The 19,865-nt window shown below is 72.9% G+C and carries 14 protein-coding genes; 6 read left to right on the top strand and 8 right to left on the bottom strand.

What is annotated here, in order from left to right; translation table 11 throughout:
* Positions 1–19 precede the first annotated feature (19 nt).
* Positions 20–745: a DUF4383 domain-containing protein gene (locus ACYVPE_RS25520; protein ID WP_461036051.1), complete on the top strand. Its 726-nt coding sequence runs from the start codon at positions 20–22 to the stop codon at positions 743–745.
* 279 nt (positions 746–1,024) lie between these two features.
* The gene (locus ACYVPE_RS25515) at positions 1,025–4,048 is read left to right on the top strand and encodes an AfsR/SARP family transcriptional regulator (protein ID WP_461036050.1); all 3,024 of its coding nucleotides are present in this window, start codon (positions 1,025–1,027) and stop codon (positions 4,046–4,048) included.
* Positions 4,049–4,346: 298 nt separating this feature from the next.
* Here ACYVPE_RS25515 and ACYVPE_RS25510 read toward each other — a convergent pair whose 3' ends face one another.
* Genes ACYVPE_RS25510 through ACYVPE_RS25500 form a run of 3 tightly spaced genes read right to left on the bottom strand, consistent with a single transcriptional unit; the run spans position 4,347 to position 8,784 of the window.
* Positions 4,347–5,162, bottom strand: coding sequence for an HAD family hydrolase (locus ACYVPE_RS25510; RefSeq protein ID WP_461036049.1), 816 nt, complete (start codon positions 5,160–5,162; stop codon positions 4,347–4,349).
* Complete coding sequence (locus tag ACYVPE_RS25505) at positions 5,159–7,609, bottom strand: phosphoribosyltransferase (RefSeq protein WP_461036048.1); 2,451 nt, start codon at positions 7,607–7,609, stop codon at positions 5,159–5,161. The genes ACYVPE_RS25510 and ACYVPE_RS25505 overlap by 4 nt, the downstream gene beginning before the upstream one ends.
* Positions 7,606–8,784 carry an HpcH/HpaI aldolase/citrate lyase family protein gene (locus ACYVPE_RS25500; protein ID WP_461036047.1) on the bottom strand — a complete coding sequence of 393 codons (1,179 nt, stop codon included), beginning with the start codon at positions 8,782–8,784 and terminating at the stop codon, positions 7,606–7,608. Before ACYVPE_RS25500 ends, ACYVPE_RS25505 begins: the two co-directional genes overlap by 4 nt.
* A gap of 114 nt (positions 8,785–8,898) precedes the next feature.
* On the opposite strand from ACYVPE_RS25500, the gene ACYVPE_RS25495 reads away from it, so the two are divergent.
* Positions 8,899–9,525: a TerD family protein gene (locus ACYVPE_RS25495; RefSeq protein ID WP_461036046.1), complete on the top strand. Its 627-nt coding sequence runs from the start codon at positions 8,899–8,901 to the stop codon at positions 9,523–9,525.
* A gap of 628 nt (positions 9,526–10,153) precedes the next feature.
* Here the strand turns inward: ACYVPE_RS25495 and ACYVPE_RS25490 are convergent.
* The 5 genes from ACYVPE_RS25490 to ACYVPE_RS25470 form a co-directional block, all read right to left on the bottom strand.
* Positions 10,154–10,909, bottom strand: a complete 756-nt coding sequence (locus ACYVPE_RS25490; RefSeq protein ID WP_461036045.1) for a Tellurium resistance — start codon at positions 10,907–10,909, stop codon at positions 10,154–10,156.
* 142 nt (positions 10,910–11,051) lie between these two features.
* On the bottom strand, positions 11,052–12,218 hold the full coding sequence (locus ACYVPE_RS25485) for a DUF475 domain-containing protein (RefSeq protein WP_461036044.1): 1,167 nt from the start codon (positions 12,216–12,218) through the stop codon (positions 11,052–11,054).
* A gap of 48 nt (positions 12,219–12,266) precedes the next feature.
* Positions 12,267–12,698 (bottom strand): TerD family protein, encoded by a 432-nt coding sequence (locus tag ACYVPE_RS25480; protein ID WP_461036043.1) that lies wholly within the window; start codon positions 12,696–12,698, stop codon positions 12,267–12,269.
* 88 nt (positions 12,699–12,786) lie between these two features.
* Positions 12,787–13,245, bottom strand: a complete 459-nt coding sequence (locus tag ACYVPE_RS25475) for a peroxiredoxin (protein ID WP_132821027.1) — start codon at positions 13,243–13,245, stop codon at positions 12,787–12,789.
* A gap of 112 nt (positions 13,246–13,357) precedes the next feature.
* Positions 13,358–13,792, bottom strand: a complete 435-nt coding sequence (locus tag ACYVPE_RS25470; protein ID WP_461036042.1) for a DUF3052 domain-containing protein — start codon at positions 13,790–13,792, stop codon at positions 13,358–13,360.
* A gap of 483 nt (positions 13,793–14,275) precedes the next feature.
* Here ACYVPE_RS25470 and aceE point away from each other — a divergent pair, with 483 nt between their 5' ends.
* The 3 genes from aceE to ACYVPE_RS25455 all read left to right on the top strand — a co-directional run bounded on the left by aceE (position 14,276) and on the right by ACYVPE_RS25455 (position 19,560).
* A complete protein-coding gene (aceE, locus tag ACYVPE_RS25465; RefSeq protein ID WP_461036041.1) occupies positions 14,276–17,008 on the top strand; it encodes a pyruvate dehydrogenase (acetyl-transferring), homodimeric type in 2,733 nt (910 codons plus the stop codon).
* Positions 17,009–17,476: 468 nt separating this feature from the next.
* Positions 17,477–18,616, top strand: coding sequence for an alpha/beta hydrolase (locus ACYVPE_RS25460; RefSeq protein WP_461036040.1), 1,140 nt, complete (start codon positions 17,477–17,479; stop codon positions 18,614–18,616).
* 74 nt (positions 18,617–18,690) lie between these two features.
* Positions 18,691–19,560 carry a DUF4429 domain-containing protein gene (locus ACYVPE_RS25455; RefSeq protein WP_461036039.1) on the top strand — a complete coding sequence of 290 codons (870 nt, stop codon included), beginning with the start codon at positions 18,691–18,693 and terminating at the stop codon, positions 19,558–19,560.
* Positions 19,561–19,865 lie beyond the last annotated feature (305 nt).

Genomic DNA, 19,865 nt, shown 5'->3' with positions numbered 1-19,865 from the left:
GCACCTGAGGAGGTCCTGGATGCGCGGCGCACTGGGCACCGACCCGCACGGCGAGCCGCGGCTGCCGCACAGCGGGCCACGCGAGCTGTTCCGGCAGGCCGAGCTCGACGAGCGGCTTCCGGGGCACCACCGGCTGAGCCGGGTCTACCGGGTGGGGGCCGGGCTGATGGGGATCGGCTTCGTGATCTTCGGCGCGTTCGGCATCGCCAGCGACGTCGGCTTCTTCTCGACGGGCGACAACGCGGTGATCGGGCTGAACAGCAACGGCGCGCTGAGTTGGCTGTCGATCGTGGTGGGCGTCCTGCTGTTCGGCGGGATGGTGAAGGGCGGGAACTTCGCCTCCAATCTGAACCTGGTGCTCGGGGTGCTGTTCGTGCTCAGCGGCTTCGTGAACCTGGCGATCGTGCGGACCGGGCTCAACTTCCTGGACTTCCGCATCCAGAACATCATCTTCAGCTTCGTCGTGGGCGTGGTGCTGATGGCGATCGGCATGTACGGGCGGATCAGCGGTCGGCTGCCGCACGACAACCCGTACTGGCGGGCCCGCCACGCGAAGTCGGCGGAGGACATGGCCGTGCGGCACGAGATCGCGGAGCACCGGCGCCAGGAGCTCAACGAGGGCCTGAGCCGGGAGCGCCGCCGCGAGGCCGAGGCCGAGGCCGAGGAAGAAGCCGAGAACGCCGACAACGAGGCGGACGAGGCGGACGAGGGCCGTGACGAGGGTGGGGGGAGACGGGCGGCCTGAGGCCGTCCCCCTCCCCCGGCACCCCCCGGCCAGCCCGCGGGGCGCCGGGGTCACCGCAGGACCGAAGACCGCGGTCGTGCGGTGATTCCCCCGCCGGGGGACGAGGCGCTGCCCGTCCCCCGGCGCTCCCCGGCCAACCGAGCATGGCACCGGCCACTTTCTCCGCTCTTTCATCATCGGGGCCTTCGAGTTTCCCCCCACCCCCCGTCTCTGCGACGATGCGGGCTGTGACGTGCGGTCACGCCGGTCGGCCGCACGCGCGGGGGAAGGGACGCGGCCGTGCGGTTTCAGGTGTTGGGTGAGGTGCTGCTCCTCAGGGACGGGCGGGCGGAGGCCCTCACCGGTCGGTTGGAACGCACCCTGCTCGCCGCGCTGTTGGCGCGCGGCGGACGGCCGGTGCCGACGGACGTCCTCACCGAGGCGTTGTGGGGCGACCAGCCGGACGAACGCAGCGGGCAGCGGCTCCAGCTCCACGTCCACCGGCTGCGCCGCAAGCTGGGCGAGCCCGACCGGCTGTCGCTCGGACCGGCCGGGTACCGACTGCGGGTGGAGCCCGGCGAGTTGGACGCGGAGCGGTTCGAGTCGTCGGTCGAGGAGGGGCTGGCGTTCGCCGACCGCGCGGACCCGTCGAGCGCGGTCGAGTCGCTGCGCGGGGCGCTGGCGGGGTGGCGGGGGGCACCGTTCAGCGGCGTGGACCTGCCGCTCCTCGACGACTGGATCCACCGGCTCGTCGAGCGGCGGCTGATCGCCATCGAGGTGCTGTACGAGTCGGAGTTGGCGCGCGGGCGGCACGCGGAGATCGTGGCGGAGCTGATCTCCCAGGTGCGCGAGCACCCGATGCGCGAGCGGTTCCACGGGCTGCTGATGACCGCCCTCTACCGGGCCGGGCGGCAGGCCGACGCGCTGGCGGCCTACCGGGCCGCCAGGGAGACGCTGGCCGGCGAGCTGGGCATCGATCCAGGCCCCGAACTAAGGGAGTTGGAGCGCCGGATCCTCGCCGGCGAGGATCCGGGGCCCACGGGCCACGCCCCGCGGCCGGCCCCACGGGGATCGGCGCGCCGCACCGTGCCGCGCCCCGAGATCCCCGCTCAACTCCCGTTGGACGTCCGGGGCTTCGTCGGTCGGGACGCCGAACTCGCGGAGCTCGACGGCCTGCTGACGACGACGCCAGCCGCCGTCGCGGCCGTGTCGGGCACCGCGGGCGTCGGCAAGACGGCGCTGGTGGTGCGGTGGGCCCATCGCGACCGAGGCCGCTTCCCGGACGGCCAGCTCTACGTCGACCTCCACGGCTACGGGCCCGACCGGCCGGTCACCCCGCAGGACGCGCTTGGCGGGTTCCTGCGCGCGCTCGGCCTCGAGGGCACGGCCGTGCCCCAGGGGCTCGCCGAGCGCGCCGCCCGCTTCCGCACCCTGGTCGCGGGGCGGCGGATGCTGATCGTGTTGGACAACGCCCACGCCGTGGAGCAGGTGCGGCCGCTGCTGCCCGGCGCCCCGTCGTGCCTCACGCTGGTCACCAGCCGCGACGCGTTGGCCGGCCTGGTCGCCAGGGAGGGCGCCCACCGGATCCGCGTCGACCGGCTGCCGGCGGCGGACGCCACGCGGCTGCTGCGCGAGTCGCTGGGCGCGCGGGTCGCGGCCGAGCCGGAGGCGGCAGAGCGGCTGATCAGGCAGTGCGTCAGGCTGCCGCTCGCGCTGCGCATCGTCGCCGAGCTGATCAGGTCGCAACCGGACCTCAGCATCGCCGAGTTGGCCGGCGAGCTGGGCGAACGGCAGGACGCCCTCGACCTGTTGGACATCGACGGCGATCCGCACACCGCCGTGCGGTCGGTGTTCTCCTGGTCGTACCAGCGGCTCGACCCCGCCGCGGCCCGGGTGTTCCGGCTGCTCGGCCTGCACCCCGGGCACGACGCCGACGCCGGCGCCACCGCGGCCCTGGCCGGACAGGGGCCACGGGAGACCCGCCGCTGCCTCGACACCCTGCTGCGCGCCCACCTCGTCGAGCAGACCGGCGCGGGACGGCACAGGCAACACGACCTGCTACGCGGCTACGCCGCCGAACTCGCCGCGGCCACCGACCCGGAGGCGGAGCGCGCGGCGGCGCTCGGCCGGCTGCGCGGCCACTACCTCTACGCCGCCTCCGCCGCCATGGACGCCTTCGCACCCCACGACTACGCGCCGCGGCCGAAGGCGACGCCGCCGGCCGGGCCGCTCCCCACCTTCGCTGACCACGACCGCGCCCTGCGCTGGCTGGACGCCGAACGCGCCAACCTGCTCGCGGTCGCCGGGCAAGGCGACCAGGCGTTCGCGACCCGGCTCTCCGAGACGCTGCACCTGTACCTGCGCGTCGGCGGCTACTTCGACGAGGCGATCGGCCTGCACACGCGGGCGCTCCGCGCCGCCCTGGGGGCCGGCGACGAGATCGCCGAGGCGAACGCGCGGCGCGTGCTCGGCACCATGCTGAACCTGACGGGCGCCGACCCCGACGAGGTGGTCGACCACCTCAGGCGGGCGCTGGCCACCTACGAACGGATCGGCGACCGCTCGCTCCAGGGCTTCGTGCTCAACGGGCTCGCCAGCGTCCGGCTCCGCAGGGGCGACCTGCCGGACGCCATGCGCCGGTTCGAGCTGGCGCTGGCCACGAACGGCACGGACGGCAACTGGCGGGTCCGCTGCGCGATCCTCGTCAACATGGGCCGAACGCTGCGCACCCTCGGCCGGTTGGCGGAGGCGCGGCGCTGCCTGGAGAGCGTGCTGGAGCTGTGCGAGCCGCACGGCGACCTGTCGGTCGAGGCCAACACCCACTGCGTACTCTCCGACGTGTTCACCCGTCTCGGGCAGGAGCCGGCGGCGTTCGAGCACGCCAGGCGCAGCCTGGCGCTCGCCCGCGAGACCGGCTACCGCCAGATCGAGGCGCTCTGTCTCGACAAGCTGGGCACCCTGCACCGGAAGCGCGGGGACCTCGCCCAGGCGCTGCGGCTGCACGGCGAGGCGCTCGACCTCGCCCGCTCCGTCGCGGAGCCGGAGATGATGTCCGAGGCCCTGAACACCCTGGCGGCCACCCACGCGCACGCGGGCGACCCCGACCAGGCCCTGCGGCTGCACGGCGAGGCCCTGACCCTGGCCGTCGAGGCCGGCGAGCGGGTCGCGGAGGCCCACTCGCACGCGGGCATCGCCGAGGCCCGCGCCCGGCTCGGCGAGCACGCCACGGCCCGCGAGCACTGGCGGCTGGCGCTCGCCGTCTACGAGGCGGGCGACCTGCCCCAGGCCGCCGCCGTCCGGGCCAGGCTCCAGCGAGCGGACTAGGGCCTGTCTTTTGGATCTTCGTGGATCAGGCCTTGGCTCCCCCAGGCCTGGCGGCCTGGGTGGGGGTGCCCCCTGCACGGAGTGCTTGGGGGAGTGCCCCCATTCGCTTCGCGCAAGGCGCCCCACGCGGCGGAGCCGCACATCGACCGCAGCGCAGCTCATACGTGGCCGTATTCGCGCGCGGCGCCTGACATGCCGCTCCGCGGCGTGGGGTAACGCAGCGAGGTGCCGTAGCCGGCGTCGCGGCCCCACGAAGATCCGGAAGACAGGCCCTAGCGCCCCAGACCCTAGCCGAGGCCTAGCGAACGGCGGCCAGGAACGCCCGCAGGATGTCCTCGCCGCCGCGCACGCCCTCCGTGGCCAGGGCCGTGACGTGCGGCGCTGACCAGCCGGCCGCGGCCAGCTCGCCGTGGCCCGGCCGCCAGCCCCGGTCGGCGGCCAGCAGCAGGTCGGCGTCGAGCAGCGAGTCGCCGGCCGACAGCACCCGGTCGGCGCCGGTGCGGCGCACCACCTCGGCGACCGCGGCCGACTTGGTCAACGGGCGCGGCACCGCGTAGAGCTTGCGGCCCTGGAGCGAGACCGACCAGCCGCGCGGCTCGGCCCACTCGGCCAACTCCTTGGGCCACGCCTCGGGCAGCAGCGCCCGGTCGACCACCAGGTAGCTGAACAGCTCCTCCGCGTCCCGCTCCTTGAGCAGCCAGGCCGGGTCGGCGGAGCGCCGCAGATGGTCCCTGACCTCGTCGAGCGAGGCGCAGTCGGCGGCCAGCGCGCGCCGCACCGAGGCGTGCCAGTCGTGGTCGGTTCCGCCGTCGACCAGCAGGTGGCCGCCGTTGGCGCAGATCGCGTAACGGGCGGGCGGCCCGGGGAAGTTGATCCGCCGGTACTGCTCCCTGGTGCGGGTGGTGGTCGGCACGAACACCACCCCGGGGTCGGCGGCCAGCTCCACCAGCAGGGCGGCGGCGGCCTCGGTGAGGAACGACTGCGGCCTGGCCTGGTAGGTCTCCACGCACAGCAGCCTGGGCGCCTCGTGGTCCGGCATGTCGAGGGCGAGCGCGGCGGCCGAGTAGATCAGGGTGCGGTCCAGGTCGCTGGCGACCACGGTGCTGCCGGTCATCGGGCGGCCTTTCCGTCGGCTCCGGTGGCGCCCCTGGTGAAGCGGGGGTGGATCAGACCCACGCAACTGTAGGGCAGGTCGTCGGTCTCCTCGACGGGCACTCCGCGCTGCTCGGCGAGCAGCCTGATGTGGTCGAGGTCGGCGCCGGCGCCGCGGCGGGCGAGGATCCGCCACGGCACCCGGCGCAGCAGCACGCGGGTCGTCTCGCCGACGCCCGGCTTGACGAGGTTGACGTCGCCGATGCCGTACTCCTCGCTGATCCGCTCCACGGCCCGCCAGCCGACCCAGGTCGGGGCGCGGTCGGTGGCGGCGAGCAGGGCCGCGGTGTCGGCGGCCACGCCGGCGACCAGCTCCGGGTCGGCGAAGTGCGCGCCGACGGCGTCCAGGAAGTGGCCCGAGAGGTCGACGTCGGCCAGCTCCCGGTAGTGCTTGGCGCCGTGGAAGTCGTCGGGGCCGACCAGGTCGGCGCGGAGCACGGTCCGCGATATCAGCCCGGAGACGGTGGAGTTGAGGCAGGCCGAGGGGATGAGGAAGTCCTCGCGGGTGCCGTAGGTGGTGACGCAGCCGCCGGGGTCGGCGAGCACTGCGAGTTCGGGGTCGAAGCCGTCGAACGGGGCGACGGCGGCGGCGAGTTCGCGGGTGATGGCGCCCTTGCCCGTCCAGCCGTCGACGAACACGACGTCGGCCGGGTCGTGGTGGGCGGCCAGCCAGCGCAGCGCGGTGGCGTCGATGCCCTGGCCGCGCACGATGGAGACGGCGTAGTGCGGCAGGTCGATGCCGTGCGCCCGCCGGGCCCAGCGGCGCATCAGGATGCCGACGGGGGTGCCGGCGCGGGCCAGCGACACCAGCACGGGCGGGCGCCCGGGCCGGCCGCGCTCGGCGAGCACGGCCTCGGTGACGGTGCCCACGGCGCGCGCCACCCGGTGGGCCGACGCCTCCAACGCGGCGTGGAAGAGCCGCTGGTACTCGGGGCTCGGCTGGTACTCGACGGGCAGCGACTCGGCGTAGTGCGCGCCGCCTGACTGGATGGCCTCCTCGCGCTCCTCGGCCGGGGCCTCCAGGGTGACGTCGGAGAGGTCCTGGAGCAGCCAGCCGACCTCGTCGGCGGCGTAGGAGCCGAAGGCGGGGCCGCGCAGCGGCTCGGCCAGGCGCCGGTCGGGGACGACGGCCAGCAGTGGGCACGGGGTGAGCGCGGCGAGGCGGTCGAGCAGGCCGCCGGGCGCGTGCAGCGCGGCGGTGTCGCCGGCCGCGTCGGTGACCAGCAGGATCGCGTCCCAGGCCCGGTCGGCGACGTTGTAGGCGTAGCGCGGTCCAGGGCCGTCCGCCGGGTCGTCGTGGGCGGGGAAGGTGAGCCGGCTGCGGATCGCGTAGCCGGGGTCGTCGACGGGCAGCACCGGGGAGCGGGTGGTGGTGGAGAACAGCACCTCGGGCCCGGCGTCGCCGAGCAGCGCCGCGGTGGCCTCGGCGAGCCGCAGCGGCGTGTACATCAGCTCCTCGGTGCCGAGCACCAGGACCCGGCGGGCGCCGGCCGGCAGGGCGGCCGCGACGTCGGCGGCCAGCCGCGGGAGCGCGGCGTCGAGAAGCCGCCGGTGGTCGGGGGTGAAGCCGTGCCGGCCGCTGTCCGGCACCCCGGCCGGCCAGTCGAGCGCCACCCGCCCGACGGCGGCCGCGGCACGCCCGGTGTCGGCCCGCTCCTGCCGCGGCTCGTTCTGCGGCTCGTTCTGCGGCTCGTTCTGGGCGACGAGCTCGGCGCCGCGCGCCAGCACGTCGGCCGGCAGCCGCACCTGGCCGCCGGCCAGCGCCACCACCCGGACGTCCGAGCCGAGTTCGGCCGCGAACTTGGCGAGCGCCGCCCGGTCCACGTCGGTCCGCATGTCGACGAGGGTGGCCACCACGTAGCACGCGCGGGGCGCGGTGCGGTGCAGCGCGGCGATGGTGTTGCGGACGGTGCGGCCGGTGGACAGCTCGTCGTCCACCAGCACCAGCGGCCCGCCGCCGGCCAGCAGCGCCGGGTCGGCGGGCAGCAGCAGGTGCGAGGTGTGGTGGCTGTGCTCCTCCTCGAAACCGCCGACCGACGCGATGCCGGGCACCGGGCGGCGGGTGGAGTGCAGGCAGGCGGCGGCGCCGAGGCCGTCCGCGACGCTGTGCCCGAGGCCGGTGGCGGTCTCCGCGTAGCCGAGCACCACGGCCCGGTCCGCGTCGGCCTCGCCGAGCACCTCGCGCACCCGCCGGCCGAGCGCGACGCCGGTGCCGTGGACCGTCGCCGGGCGCTGCGGCACGTGCTTGCCGAGCACCGAGGAGACCAGCAGATGGGAGCGCTTGGGGTTGCGGCGCAGCGCGAGGCCGAGCATCTCCCGCGCGCCCTCGCCCTCGAGGCGCACGCCGAGCCGCCGGCTGACCCACTCGCCCGACCAGACGCCCTGGCCGGTGTTCCGCACGTCGGTCATGCCGCCGCCCCCAGACCGGCCGCCAGCAGGTCGACGAAGTCGACGCCCTCCCTGGCCACGCCGAAGACCTCGGCGCGCAGCAGGGTGCGGGACGCCCAGGCCCGGTGCGGCTTCACCTCGTTCATCTTGTTGGTGTAGGCGGAGCGCAGCACCCCACCGCCCTCGGGCCCTGCACCCATGATGTCGGCCGCGTCGCTGAACTCCTCGTGGGTGACGACGGACAGCGCGTGCACCGGCGCCACGTGCGAGGGGTGGATGCAGGTCTTGCCCAACAGGCCGTTGGCGCGGTCGAGTTCGATCTCCTGGAGCAGGCTGTCCATGTCGTGCTCGATCAGCCGGGCGCGGAGCCCCTCGGCGCGGCCGCTGAACGGGCTGTTGCGCAGCTGGGGCTTGAACATCCGCTCCTGGGCCCGGAAGTACTCCCAGACCGGCCCTGTCACGGTGTAGCCGGTGCCGTCGGCGCGGCCGAAGACGTTGACGACGTCGGCGATCACCGAGGCGACCAGGTGGACGTCGTAGGCGGTCATGTCGGGGCTGCGGCGCAGCCCGTAGGCGGAGCAGAAGTCGGTGACGCCGAGCCGGACGGCGGGTATGCGCTCCCGGTACTTGTCGACCACCCTGGCCGCGGCCTGCAGGCCCTGCGCGCGGGTCTCCAGGTGCAGCAGCTCCGGCGACTCGAGCACCGGCATGGCCAACAGCCGGCGGCCGCACATCACCTCGGCGCCGGTCAGCGCCTCGAGGAACGCGGGCCCCGAGGCGGCGGTGAACTTGGGCAGCACGAAGCCGGTGACCAGCCGGATCGCGGGCCCGAACCGCTTGGTGAGATCGGTGATCTGCTCCGGGGTGCGGACCCGGACGAACAGCAACGGCAGCGCGTCCTCCGTGCTCGACTGCTCGCGCAGCAGCTTCTGCAACTGCCGGACCAGGTTCTCCTCGGCGCCCTCGACCTCGGCGTCGCTGATGGAGTCCTCCAGGCACAACACCATGGACACGACCCCTGCGGCGGCCTGCTTCAGGATGTCGCCCGCGAGTCTGGGACGAGTGGCCGGGCAGTAGAGGGTGGCGCCCAGGGCGACGCCCAACGTCCTGACGGGGGAGGCCGGCCCGAAATCGGCGGGCTCCCGGTGAAACAGCGCGCGACGTTGCGCAGGCGTGAGGTGCCCGTAATGCCGCATGGATCTCCCCGGATTTTGGCAGCGGTTCCGGCCGCCCCGCTGGCTTACCGGTTCCCCTCGCAATCGTAAGCGCGACATTGTTTCGTTGGTGTGGCGGAAGGCAGGATTCCTGCTATGACGCAGGCACTGGAGAGGGGGGCGACAATTCATCTACCGGTCGCCTCATTACGAGCTGTGGTGCGATGGCAGCCCACCGGGATCATCGGGGCTCAGGGGACACCGGATATCGATCTCGCGGTCCTGTTGCTGGGGCCAGGGGGGCGGGTGCGCACGGAAGGGGATTTCGTGTTCTACAACCAGCCCCGGCATCCCACGGGCCTGGTGCGACGACTCACGAAACGGCGGGACGCGGCCGGCCTGCGGGACTCCGTCGAAGCCGACCTCGGCCGCCTCGACGGCGGCGTCACCCGGGTCGTCCTGGCCGCCTCCTCGGGCCCCGGCGGCTTCGGCGCCCCCGAGAGCGACCCCCGACTGCTCCTCCACGACGCGGGCTCCGGCACGTCCCTCGCGGTCCTCCCCCTCACACCGGCCCCCTCGGAGACGGCGCTGGTCTGCGGACTGTTCTCGCGCACCCCCACCGGCTGGGACTTCCACGCGACCGGCCACGGCTACCCGGGCGGCCTGATCGCCCTGGCCGCCGACTTCGGCATCACCGCCTCCCGCCGGTCGCCTCCGGCGGGGCAGCCCGGTTTCACGCTGCCGCCACAGGGCCCGCAGTTCCTCCCCCGCGCGAGGCCCTAGCGGCGGCCCTCAGGGGTTGTTCCCCCCCCACCCACCCGCCCTTTCCCGCGCTCCGCGCGTGCCGCTGCCGCTGCCGCGGGGCGGCTGGCCCGGGGTTTCTGCCCCGCCCACCCGCCCTCCCCGCGCTCCGCGCGACACCCTGCGTCTCCGGGCCGCACGCCCGGGCGGCCCACGGCGGCCACGGCCCCGGCGCGAAGCGCCGGAAACGCGAAGCGCGGAAGGAGACGGGCAGGTGGCCTCCGCCGAGCGGCACCACCCGCGCGAAGCGCCAGGCACCGCGACAGCGGCCGCGCGAAGCGCGGAAAGGGGCGGGTGGGCGGGGAAAAGCCGCGCCGAGCGCCCCACGGCGGCCACGCCGCCAGGGGCGAGCCCACCCGCGCGAAGCGCGGAAGGGAGCGGGCGGGTGGCCCCCGCCGGACGGCACCGCCCGCGCAAAGCGCCGGGCCCCGCGACAGCGACACGCGCGAAGCGCAGAAAGGGCGGGCGGCTGGGGAAACAAACCCCGGCCCAGCCGCACCACAGCGGCTACGCCGCCGCACGGCACCACCCGCGCGAAGCGCCAGGCACCGCGACAGCGACACGCGCGAAGCGCGCGGGAAAGGGCGGGTGGGTGGGGGGAAACCCCCGGCTACGTTCGCGTCGGCTTCGTGCCCCGCCCCCACGACATCCCCCACCCGTACAGCCGGTCGATCTCGGACTGGAAGCCCAGCACGTACTTGACCTCCCGCCGCGCGACCAGCTGCCCCTTGTGGGGTTCGATGAGCGCCACCGCGCAGGCCCTGGCCTGCGGGACGGGGTCCGTCAGGCCGATCTCGATGTTCTTGCCGTCGGCCGTGACCAGCGTGACCACGACGTCGGCGCGGGCGAAGGCCTCGGAGCCGTCGTAGATGTAGACGAAGACCAGCAGCCGCTTGAACTCGTCCTTGTCGTCGAGGTTGACGTAGATCTGTTCGCCGGAGGCCGTGCCGAAGCGGTCGTCGCCGCTGAGCTTGATGTACGGCGGGTCGTTGAAGTCGCCGAGGAGGCCGCCGACGGACTGGACGACGCCCTTGCTGCCGTCCGTCAGCTCGTACATGCAGGCGAGGTCGAAGTCTATGGTGGCGACGCCCTGCGAGTGGCCCTTGATCTCGGCCGGCTTGAAGATGTCCAGCGGGTGCCGAAGGAGGCTCTGCCAGCCGGCCCGGCCGTTGCCGAAGTCCGTGCTGCTCCGCATCCGCCAGGAGAGGTCGATCCGCAGGGTGCCGGTGTCCGCGCCCGGCGCGGTCAGGGGGGCGGTCGGGCGGCGCCTGGTGAGCTCCTGGGCGTAGCTGGACATGCCGCCCACCGTGTCGAACTTCATGTCGGCCGCGCCACCGTTGCGCAGGTACGACCACAGGGACGCCATCGTTCCCCACCCCACCCCTCACCGAAACGAAAAACGAAAAACGAACCAATCGACCGGTACACCGCGGGGCGGGCGGTCGTGTCCGTCGCCGGACCGTCGACCGTTCCCGCCCCGCTCTAAGGTTTCCGCACCCGCGGGCGGCTCACACCCCGGAGCTCACCGGCTTCTGTGCCGATCCGTTGCCGGATCCGCCGGAGCCTCCGGACGCCGCGTCCAGCCGGTTGGCGCGGACCGAGGACCAGAACGCGGCCGCGATCAGGCCCACGCCGACGAGGCCGGTGACCACCTCGGGCAGGTGCCAGCGGATGCTGATCAGCAGCATCACGGCCAGGGCGCCGATGGCGTAGTGGGCGCCGTGCTCCAGGTAGCGGTAGTCGTCGAGGGTGCCCTGCCGCACCAGGTAGATGGTGAGGGACCTGACGTACATGGCGCCGATGCCGAGGCCGAGCGCCATCCAGAAGATGTGGTTGGTGATGGCGAACGCGCCGATCACACCGTCGAAGGAGAACGACGCGTCGAGCACCTCGAGGTAGAGGAACAGGAAGAACGCCGCCCGGCCGGCGAGGCCCACGACGGTCTGCTCCTTGCCGGTGCGCCTGGCCTCCTCCTTGGCGGCCTCCTCGGCCTCCTCGGCGCGCTCCTCGTCCTCCTCGAGACGGTTCTCGAAGTAGCCGGAGAGGCCGCCGACCACGAGGTAGGTGAGCAGGCCGGCGAGGCCGGAGAGCAGCACCGTCTCGGTCTTGTCGACGTGCAGGCCGCCGTGCTGGTACGCCTGGTGGGCGACGGTGGTGGCGGTGAGCAGCAGCGCGACGAGCGCGACGCCGACGGAGAACGCGTCGATGCGGCCCAGCTTGGCCAGCGGGCGCTCCAGCCACTTGAGCCACACGATGTCCCGCTCCTCGAAGATGAAGTCGAGGAAGATCATCAACAGGAACATGCCGCCGAAGGCCGCGATCGCCGGGTGGGCGTCGGTGACCATCTCGGAGTACCGGTCGGGGTCGTCGAGGGCCAGTTCGACGGCCTCTATCGGCCCGACGCCCGCGGTGATCGCCACGATGACGACGGGGAAGACGAGCCGCATGCCGAAGACGGCGATGAGGATGCCGATGGTCAGGAAGATCTTCTGCCAGAAGGCGTTCATCCGCTTCAGCACGCCGGCGTTGACGACGGCGTTGTCGAAGGAGAGCGAGATCTCGAGGACGGAGAGGATCGCCACGACGGCGAAGCCCTCCCAGCCCCAGAAGTAGAGGGCGAAGAGCAGGCCGGCGACGGTGACGCCGAAGGACCAGCCAAAGGTTTTCAGTAGCACAAGAAGTCCAGTCTCCCGCGCGGGGCCGCGGATATGCAGGCGAACATGTCAGGCGTTGACCCCGTAGTCCAGGGCGATCCCGCGTTGACCCGGCGGGTCGTGACGGGCCGGTTCCCTTCCGTCGGCCTGGTTGATGGTGCGGATGTAGGCGTCGGAGACCGGGCCGGGGTTCTGTCGTCCGGCCGCCGCCTCGTGGATGGCCGCCTTGTGGATGGACGGGGGAAACACGATCCTGTCCACCTCGGTGGCCGTGGCCGTGGCCGTAGCCGTGGCCGTGAGGTCGACGTTGATCTCCTCCCCGGCTCCGCCGGTGGCGGAGTCCGTGGAGCCGACAAGCTCGTCGCCGCAGTGCTCGACGGTGCCGTCGGGGGACTTGGGGTTGTCGAGGAAGACGAAGTGGTCGTCGCTGAGGACCCGGCCCCGGGCATGCGTCAGCGGGGCGCTCGTGCCCTCACCGAGGCTGACTCCCCCGTTGCCCACCTGCTACTCCACTCCTTTCACGCGGGGCTCTGCCGCCCCGCGCCGCACACGCGTCCCACCGGGTCGGTACCCAGGACCGACGGTGGGCTCACAGCCCCTTGAGGGCCGTGACGTAATCGTTCAGGTCGCGGGCGTCCGGAAGCCCGTTCACCACGGTCCAGCGGACGACGCCCTGCTTGTCGATGACGAAGGTGCCGCGCACGGCGCAGCCCTTCTCCTCGTCGAAGACGCCGTACGCCCTGGAGACCTCGCCGTGCGGCCAGAAGTCGGACAGCAGGGGGTACTCCAGGCCCTCCTGCTCGGCGAAGACGCGCAGCGAGAAGGGGGAGTCGTTGGAGACGGCCAGCAGCTGCACGTCGTCGTTGACGAAGGTGGGCAGCTCGTCACGGAGGGCGCACAGCTCGCCGGTGCAGACGCCGGTGAAAGCGAACGGGTAGAAGAGCAGCACGACGTTCTTCTCGCCCCGGAAGTCGGACAGCGAGATCGTCTGGCCGTGCTGGTTCTTCAGCCGGAAATCGGGAGCTGGCTGGGCGGGCTCGATTGCCATGGGCGCGTAATCCGTTCCACTGCCGAAGGTAAAGTGACGCCGCCCAGCCTACGACGAGCCCCCGGCGGGCATCCCGGCCCCCGGGGAGCGGACGCGCCCGCGCCGAACCTGGCTACTTCTTACCGGCCCCCTTGGGGGTGACGAGACGGCTGGCCGACCAGTCGCGGCCGGCGTTGATGCTGCTGGTCTGGGCGAGCCCGGCGGTCTGAGCCGCCTCGCCGATGTCGCTGGGCTCGACGTAGCCGGACCGGCCCGTCTTGGGGGTCAGCAGCCAGACCGGGGCTCCCGGGTCGATCATCGTGGTGGCGTCCACCAGCGCGTCGGTGAGATCGCCGTCCTCGTCCCGGAACCACAGCACCACCGCGTCGGCCACGTCGTCGAAGTCCTCGTCGACGAGTTCCTGGCCTGTGATGGCTTCGATTCCCTCGCGGAGCTCCTGGTCGGTGTCGTCGTCATAGCCGAGCTCCTGGACCACCTGTCCGGCCTGGAAACCCAGCCTGGCGGCGGGGTTGGTCCGCTCCTCCGCGTGGTCCGCGGTCGCGCTCACGGATTGCTCCTGTCCTGTGTCGGAAAAGTACGGGTAGGCGCGCGCGTGTGTGCGCGGCTTGGGCCGTAGTCCACACGTGCGGGGCGGATCGCGCAAGTACCCGGCGGCCGCGCCTGCCCAAACGTTGACGTCTTGGCCGTTTCCGCGGGCCAGGGCCGGGGCCGCCGGCGGCGGCTCCGGCGGGGGCGGGACGGCGGTCCCCGGCCGATCACGGAGCGGAGTCGACGAGCGCCGGGAGCCGTTCCCGGGGCGGTTGTGGCGTGATCTGCGCCATAGCTCCGCGAACGGGTGTTCGTGGTCGGGGAACCCCGGGGGCGTAGGGTTGCCGGTCGGCGAACCTGTCGTCGAGCCGCCTTTTGTAGGGATCCAAAGAAGATCACGGACGATGATTACCGCCTAGTAGAGATGACGTTTCGCCGTCAGCGGTACACGATGGAGGCGGCGCGACACAGCAGAGCAGACAACTCACAGTGAAGGAACAGCGTGGCTTCCGGATCAGATCGCAACCCGATCATCATTGGCGGCCTACCCAGCCAGGTCCCGGATTTCGATCCTGAGGAGACTCAGGAGTGGCTCGACTCGCTCGACGCCGCCGTCGACGAGCGAGGCCGGGAGCGGGCCCGCTATCTCATGCTCCGCCTGATCGAGCGCGCCCGTGAGAAGCGGGTGGCCGTGCCCGAGATGCGCAGCACGGACTATGTCAACACCATCGCGACCAAGGACGAGCCGTTCTTCCCCGGCAACGAGGAGATCGAGCGCAAGATCCTGAACGCGACCCGCTGGAACGCGGCCGTGATGGTCTCCCGTGCCCAACGGCCGGGAATCGGGGTGGGCGGCCACATCGCCACCTTCGGCTCCTCGGCCTCGCTCTACGACGTGGGCTTCAACCACTTCTTCCGCGGCAAGGACGGCGGTGACGGTGGTGACCAGGTGTACTTCCAGGGTCACGCCTCGCCCGGCATCTACGCCCGCGCCTTCCTCCTCGACCGGCTCTCCGAGCGTCATCTGGACGCGTTCCGGCAGGAGAAGTCGAAGGCGCCCTACGGCCTCTCCAGCTATCCGCACCCGCGGATGATGCCGGACTTCTGGGAGTTCCCCACGGTCTCCATGGGCCTGGGCCCGATCAGCGCGATCTACCAGGCGCGGATGAACCGCTACATGAACGCGCGCGGGATCGCCGACACCACGAACTCGCACGTGTGGGCCTTCCTCGGCGACGGCGAGATGGACGAGCCCGAGTCGCTCGGCCAGCTGTCGATCGCGGCGCGCGAGGGCCTGGACAACCTGACGTTCGTCGTCAACTGCAACCTGCAGCGGCTCGACGGCCCGGTGCGCGGCAACGGCAAGATCGTCCAGGAGCTCGAGTCCGTGTTCCGCGGCGCCGGGTGGAACGTGGTCAAGCTGGTGTGGGACCGCTCGTGGGACCCGCTGCTCGCGCAGGACCGGGACGGCGTCCTGGTCAACAAGCTCAACACCACCCCGGACGGTCAGTTCCAGACCTACGCCACCGAGACCGGCTCCTACATCCGGGACAACTTCTTCGGCGGCGACCACCGGCTGCGGGCGATGGTCGAGGGCATGACCGACGACCAGATCCTGCACCTGGGCCGCGGCGGCCACGACCACCGCAAGGTGTACGCCGCGTTCAAGGCGGCCAAGGAGCACCAGGGCCAGCCCACGGTGATCCTGGCGCAGACGATCAAGGGCTGGATGCTCGGCCCGAGCTTCGAGGGTCGCAACGCCACCCACCAGATGAAGAAGCTCACCGCCGACGACCTGAAGCGGTTCCGCGACCGGCTGCACCTGCCGATCCCGGACAGCCAGCTGGAGACGGGCGCCCCGCCGTACTACCACCCGGGCAAGGAGTCCGAGGAGATCCAGTACATGCACGACCGCCGGCGCGAGCTCGGCGGCTACGTGCCGACCCGCGTGGTGCGGGCGAAGCCGCTGGCGCTGCCGGACGACAAGGCGTACGCGGGCGTCAAGAAGGGTTCGGGGCAGCAGCAGATCGCCACCACGATGGCGTTCGTGCGGCTGCTGAAGGACCTGATGCGGGACAAGGAGATCGGCAAGCGGTTCGTGCTGATCGCGCCGGACGAGTACCGCACGTTCGGCATGGACGCGATGTTCCCGTCCGCCAAGATCTACAACCCGCTCGGCCAGACCTACGAGTCGGTCGACCGGGACCTGCTGCTCTCCTACAAGGAGTCGCCGACGGGCCAGATGCTGCACGACGGCATCACCGAGGCGGGCTGTACGGCCTCGCTGATCGCCGCCGGCTCGGCGTACGCCACGCACGGCGAGCCGCTGATCCCGGTCTACGTCTTCTACTCGATGTTCGGGTTCCAGCGGACCGGTGACCAGTTCTGGCAGATGGCCGACCAGATGTCGCGCGGTTTCGTACTGGGCGCGACCGCCGGGCGCACCACGCTGACCGGTGAGGGCACCCAGCACGCGGACGGCCACAGCCAGCTGCTGGCCTCCACCAACCCGGGCTGCGTGGCCTACGACCCGGCCTACGGGTACGAGATCGCGCACATCGTGAAGGACGGCCTCCGCCGGATGTACGGCGAGGGCGCCGAGGACGTCTTCTACTACCTCACCGTCTACAACGAGCCGATCCAGCAGCCGGCCGAGCCGGCCGACGTGGACGTGGAGGGCATCCTCCGCGGCGTCCACCGGCTGCGGCGCGGCGAGGCGGGCAGCATCCCGGCGCAGATCATGGCCTCCGGCGTGGCCGTCCCGTGGGCGCTCGACGCCCAGCGGATCCTCGCCGAGGAGTGGGGCGTCAAGGCGGACGTGTGGTCCGCGACCTCCTGGAACGAGCTGCGGCGCGAGGCCGTGGAGGTCGAGGAGCACAACCTGCTGCACCCGGAGGAGGAGCAGCGCGTGCCGTACGTCACGCGGAAGCTCTCGGGCGCGGAGGGTCCGTTCGTGGCCGTCTCCGACTGGATGCGGTCCGTTCCCGACCAGATCGCGCGCTGGGTGCCCGGCCGGTACCAGTCGCTCGGCGGCGACGGCTTCGGCTTCGCCGACACCCGCGGCGCGGCACGGCGGTTCTTCCACATCGACGCGCAGTCGATCGTGCTCGCCGTGCTGACCGAGCTGGCCAAGGACGGCAAGATCGACCGCTCCGTCCTGAAGCAGGCCGTCGACCGCTACCAGCTGCTCGACGTCGCGGCCGCCGACCCCGGCTCCGCCGGCGGCGACGCCTGACGCTGGCCGCTGCGGCTTTGGGTGGGTGGGGGTTCTCCCCCCACCCACCCGCCCTTTCCCCCGCTGACGCGGTCTTCCCCCTGCCCCTCCGCGCTCCGCGCGGCGGGCCGTACAAGCCCCACCGACGCGGCCGGTGCCCGGCGCCCGTCGGCCGTCGGCCTCGCGCGAGCGAACCCGGCTTCGGTCCGCGCCCCGCGCCGGAGGTGGGTGGAGGGCCGCAGGCCCTCGTCCACTCCGAACTGCCGTGAGCCGTGACTCTTCCCACCCGCAGCGCCCAGCGGTGGCCGCGGTAGCGGGAAAAGGGCGGGAGGGTGGGGGAGAAACCCCGGCCAGCCGGGTAGGGCGGCCACGCCCGCCCCGTATGATGACGACGCAGTGCTGAAATTTCGTCCCGTTCCACGAGGTAAGTCCCTCCTTCTCCCGACCACCGCACGGCGCGTTCTGCTCCCGCTGGCGGTGGTGTTCGTTGTGCTGGTAACCGCCGGCTGGCTGTCCAGCCGGGCGGAGCCCAAGCCCGACGTGTACGAGCTGGAGCTCCGCTCCTGGGAGGACGGCCACGTCGCCGGCGGCCCGCTGCCGGATCCTGACGGCTCCCCCGCACGCGTCGCCGAGTTCTTCGCCGGTCTCTCCCTCGCCCAGCAGCGGCGGCTGGCCGAGCGGTATCCGCTGGTGGTCGGGAACCTCGACGGCGCCCCCGTCCAGTTGCGCTACCTCGCCAACCGGTACGGGCTCGCGGACGCCGTCGTCGCCGAGCGGGCCCGGATGAACGACGAGCGGCTGTCGCCGACCGGGCAGCGGGAGGCCGGCCGGCGGATGCACCGTTACGAGTCGATGCTGACCGAGGGCCGGCAGATCCTCGCCTTCGACCCGACGGGGCGCGGCCGGGCGGCCGAGGTGATGGGGGATCTGGAGTCCGCCGACCGGATCTCCGTCGTGGTGCCCGGCGTCGACAGCGGCCTGCTGAACTTCGAACGCACCGCCCGCAAGTACAGCGCCCCCGTCGGCATGGCGCAGGCGCTCTACGACGAGGAGCGGGCCGTGGCCGGCGGCGAGTCGACCGCCGTGATCGCCTGGGCCGACTACGACGCGCCGCCCACCATCGCCATGTCGGCCGCCACCGCCGAGCTGGCCACCGCCGGCGCCGACCGGCTGGTGGACGCGGTGGGGGCCCTGCCTGGCGACGCGCGGGTGGCGCTCTTCTGCCACTCCTACGGCTCCGTGGTGTGCGGGGTGGCCGCGTCCGAGCTGCCGAGCCGGGTGAGCGACATCGCCGTGGCCGGCAGCCCCGGCATGCGCGCCTCGGACGTGGGCGACCTGGACACCGCGGCCCGGGTCTGGGCGATAAGGGCGAACGACGACTGGATCGAGGACGTGCCGCACATGGAGATCGGCCCGATCGGCTTCGGCCGGGACCCGGTCACCCCGGACTTCGGCGCCCGGCTGCTCAGCGCCGGGCAGGCCGAGGGACACAGCGGCTACTTCACCCCGGGCGAGGCGAGCCTGACCAATCTGGCGCTCGTCGGCACCGGCGAGGTGGACGACGTGACGTGCGCCCCCGGGGTGCTGTCGTGCGCCCCGCATGACCCGTGCGCCTCCCACGCCACATGACCGACAGAATGTGACAGGAACACACCCATCCGGGGGAAGCCGTTTCATCAGCCCCGGCGCTTACGATGACCCGCATGGGTGATGTGCTGGCCGGAATCCACTCCACATGGGAGTTCGACACCGACTCCGTGCTCATCCGCTTCGAACGGGGAATGCGCACACCAAGGCTGCTCCAGGTGCTCGGCGAGCGACGTATCCCCTACGAGGCGTTGAGCTCGGTCGACCTGGTGCGTGGCCCCCGCAAGGGGACGGTGGTGCTGCACGCCGTCCCGCGCGTCGGGGCCGATCCACTGCTCGACGCCGCGGCCGGGCAGCTGCGTGCCTCCGCCGACCCGTACCGGCTGCTGCTGCCGGTCGAGCGCGAGTTGCTCGCCGACTACTACGCGGCCGAGCTGCGCTCCGCCCTCGGCCCCCGGGCCGACGAGGAGGCCGGCGAGTACCTGGTGGCGGCGCCGCCTGCGCCGCTGAACTTCAAGGCGTACGACGGGAAGGTGTCCTTCGACGGCGCGGTGGTCTCCTTCCGCTGGTTCTGGACGGGCGCCTCGTCGGCCAAGTGGAAGGCGGGCGACCAGTCGTTCGCGGTGACGGAGCTGGCCGAGGTGGAGTGGCGCTCCCCTGAGATAGCCGGCGGCCACCTGCGGCTGCTGCGCCGCGGCAAGGACGGCAAGCCGGTGGAGGGCGCGGAACCGGCGGACCAGGATCCGGCGGCCGTCGTCTTCGGCCTCGGCTACGGCCTGGTCCACGAGTCGCTGCCGCTGGCGGCGGCGGTCCTGGCGGCCGTCCGCGCGGCCGAGTCGTCGGAGGCGCCGGCCCCTCGCAACCACCGGGCGGACCCGGCGGACATCGCGGACCGCATCCGCCACCTCGGTGAGCTGCACTCGGCTGGTCTGCTGACCGACAAGGAGTTCACGACAAAGAAGACGGAGCTGCTGGCCGAGCTGTGACCCACGAGGCCGGCCGAGGCCTCCCCGCCCGGCCCTGGCCGGGCTGGCCCGCGGCGGCGCGCTCCGCGCGAGCCGGGCTGTGGGGGTGGGTGCCCCGCGCTCCGCGCGGGGTTTTCCCCACCCACCCGCCCTTTGTTCCGCGCTTCGCGCGGGTGGGCCCGGCGGGCCGGGCCGGCCTGCGGCGGCTGCGGCGCCGGCCCCGGCGCTTCGCGCGGTGGGGGGCGGCTTCGCACGGGCCGGGGTGGGTGCCCCGCGCTTCGCGCGGGGTTTTCCCCCCCCCCCCCCCCCCCCCCCCCCCCCCCCCC

Source organism: Streptomyces mayteni (assembly GCF_054783955.1).
Note: the sequence above shows the minus strand (reverse complement) of the source record. Positions and strands in the feature narration are given on the sequence as shown.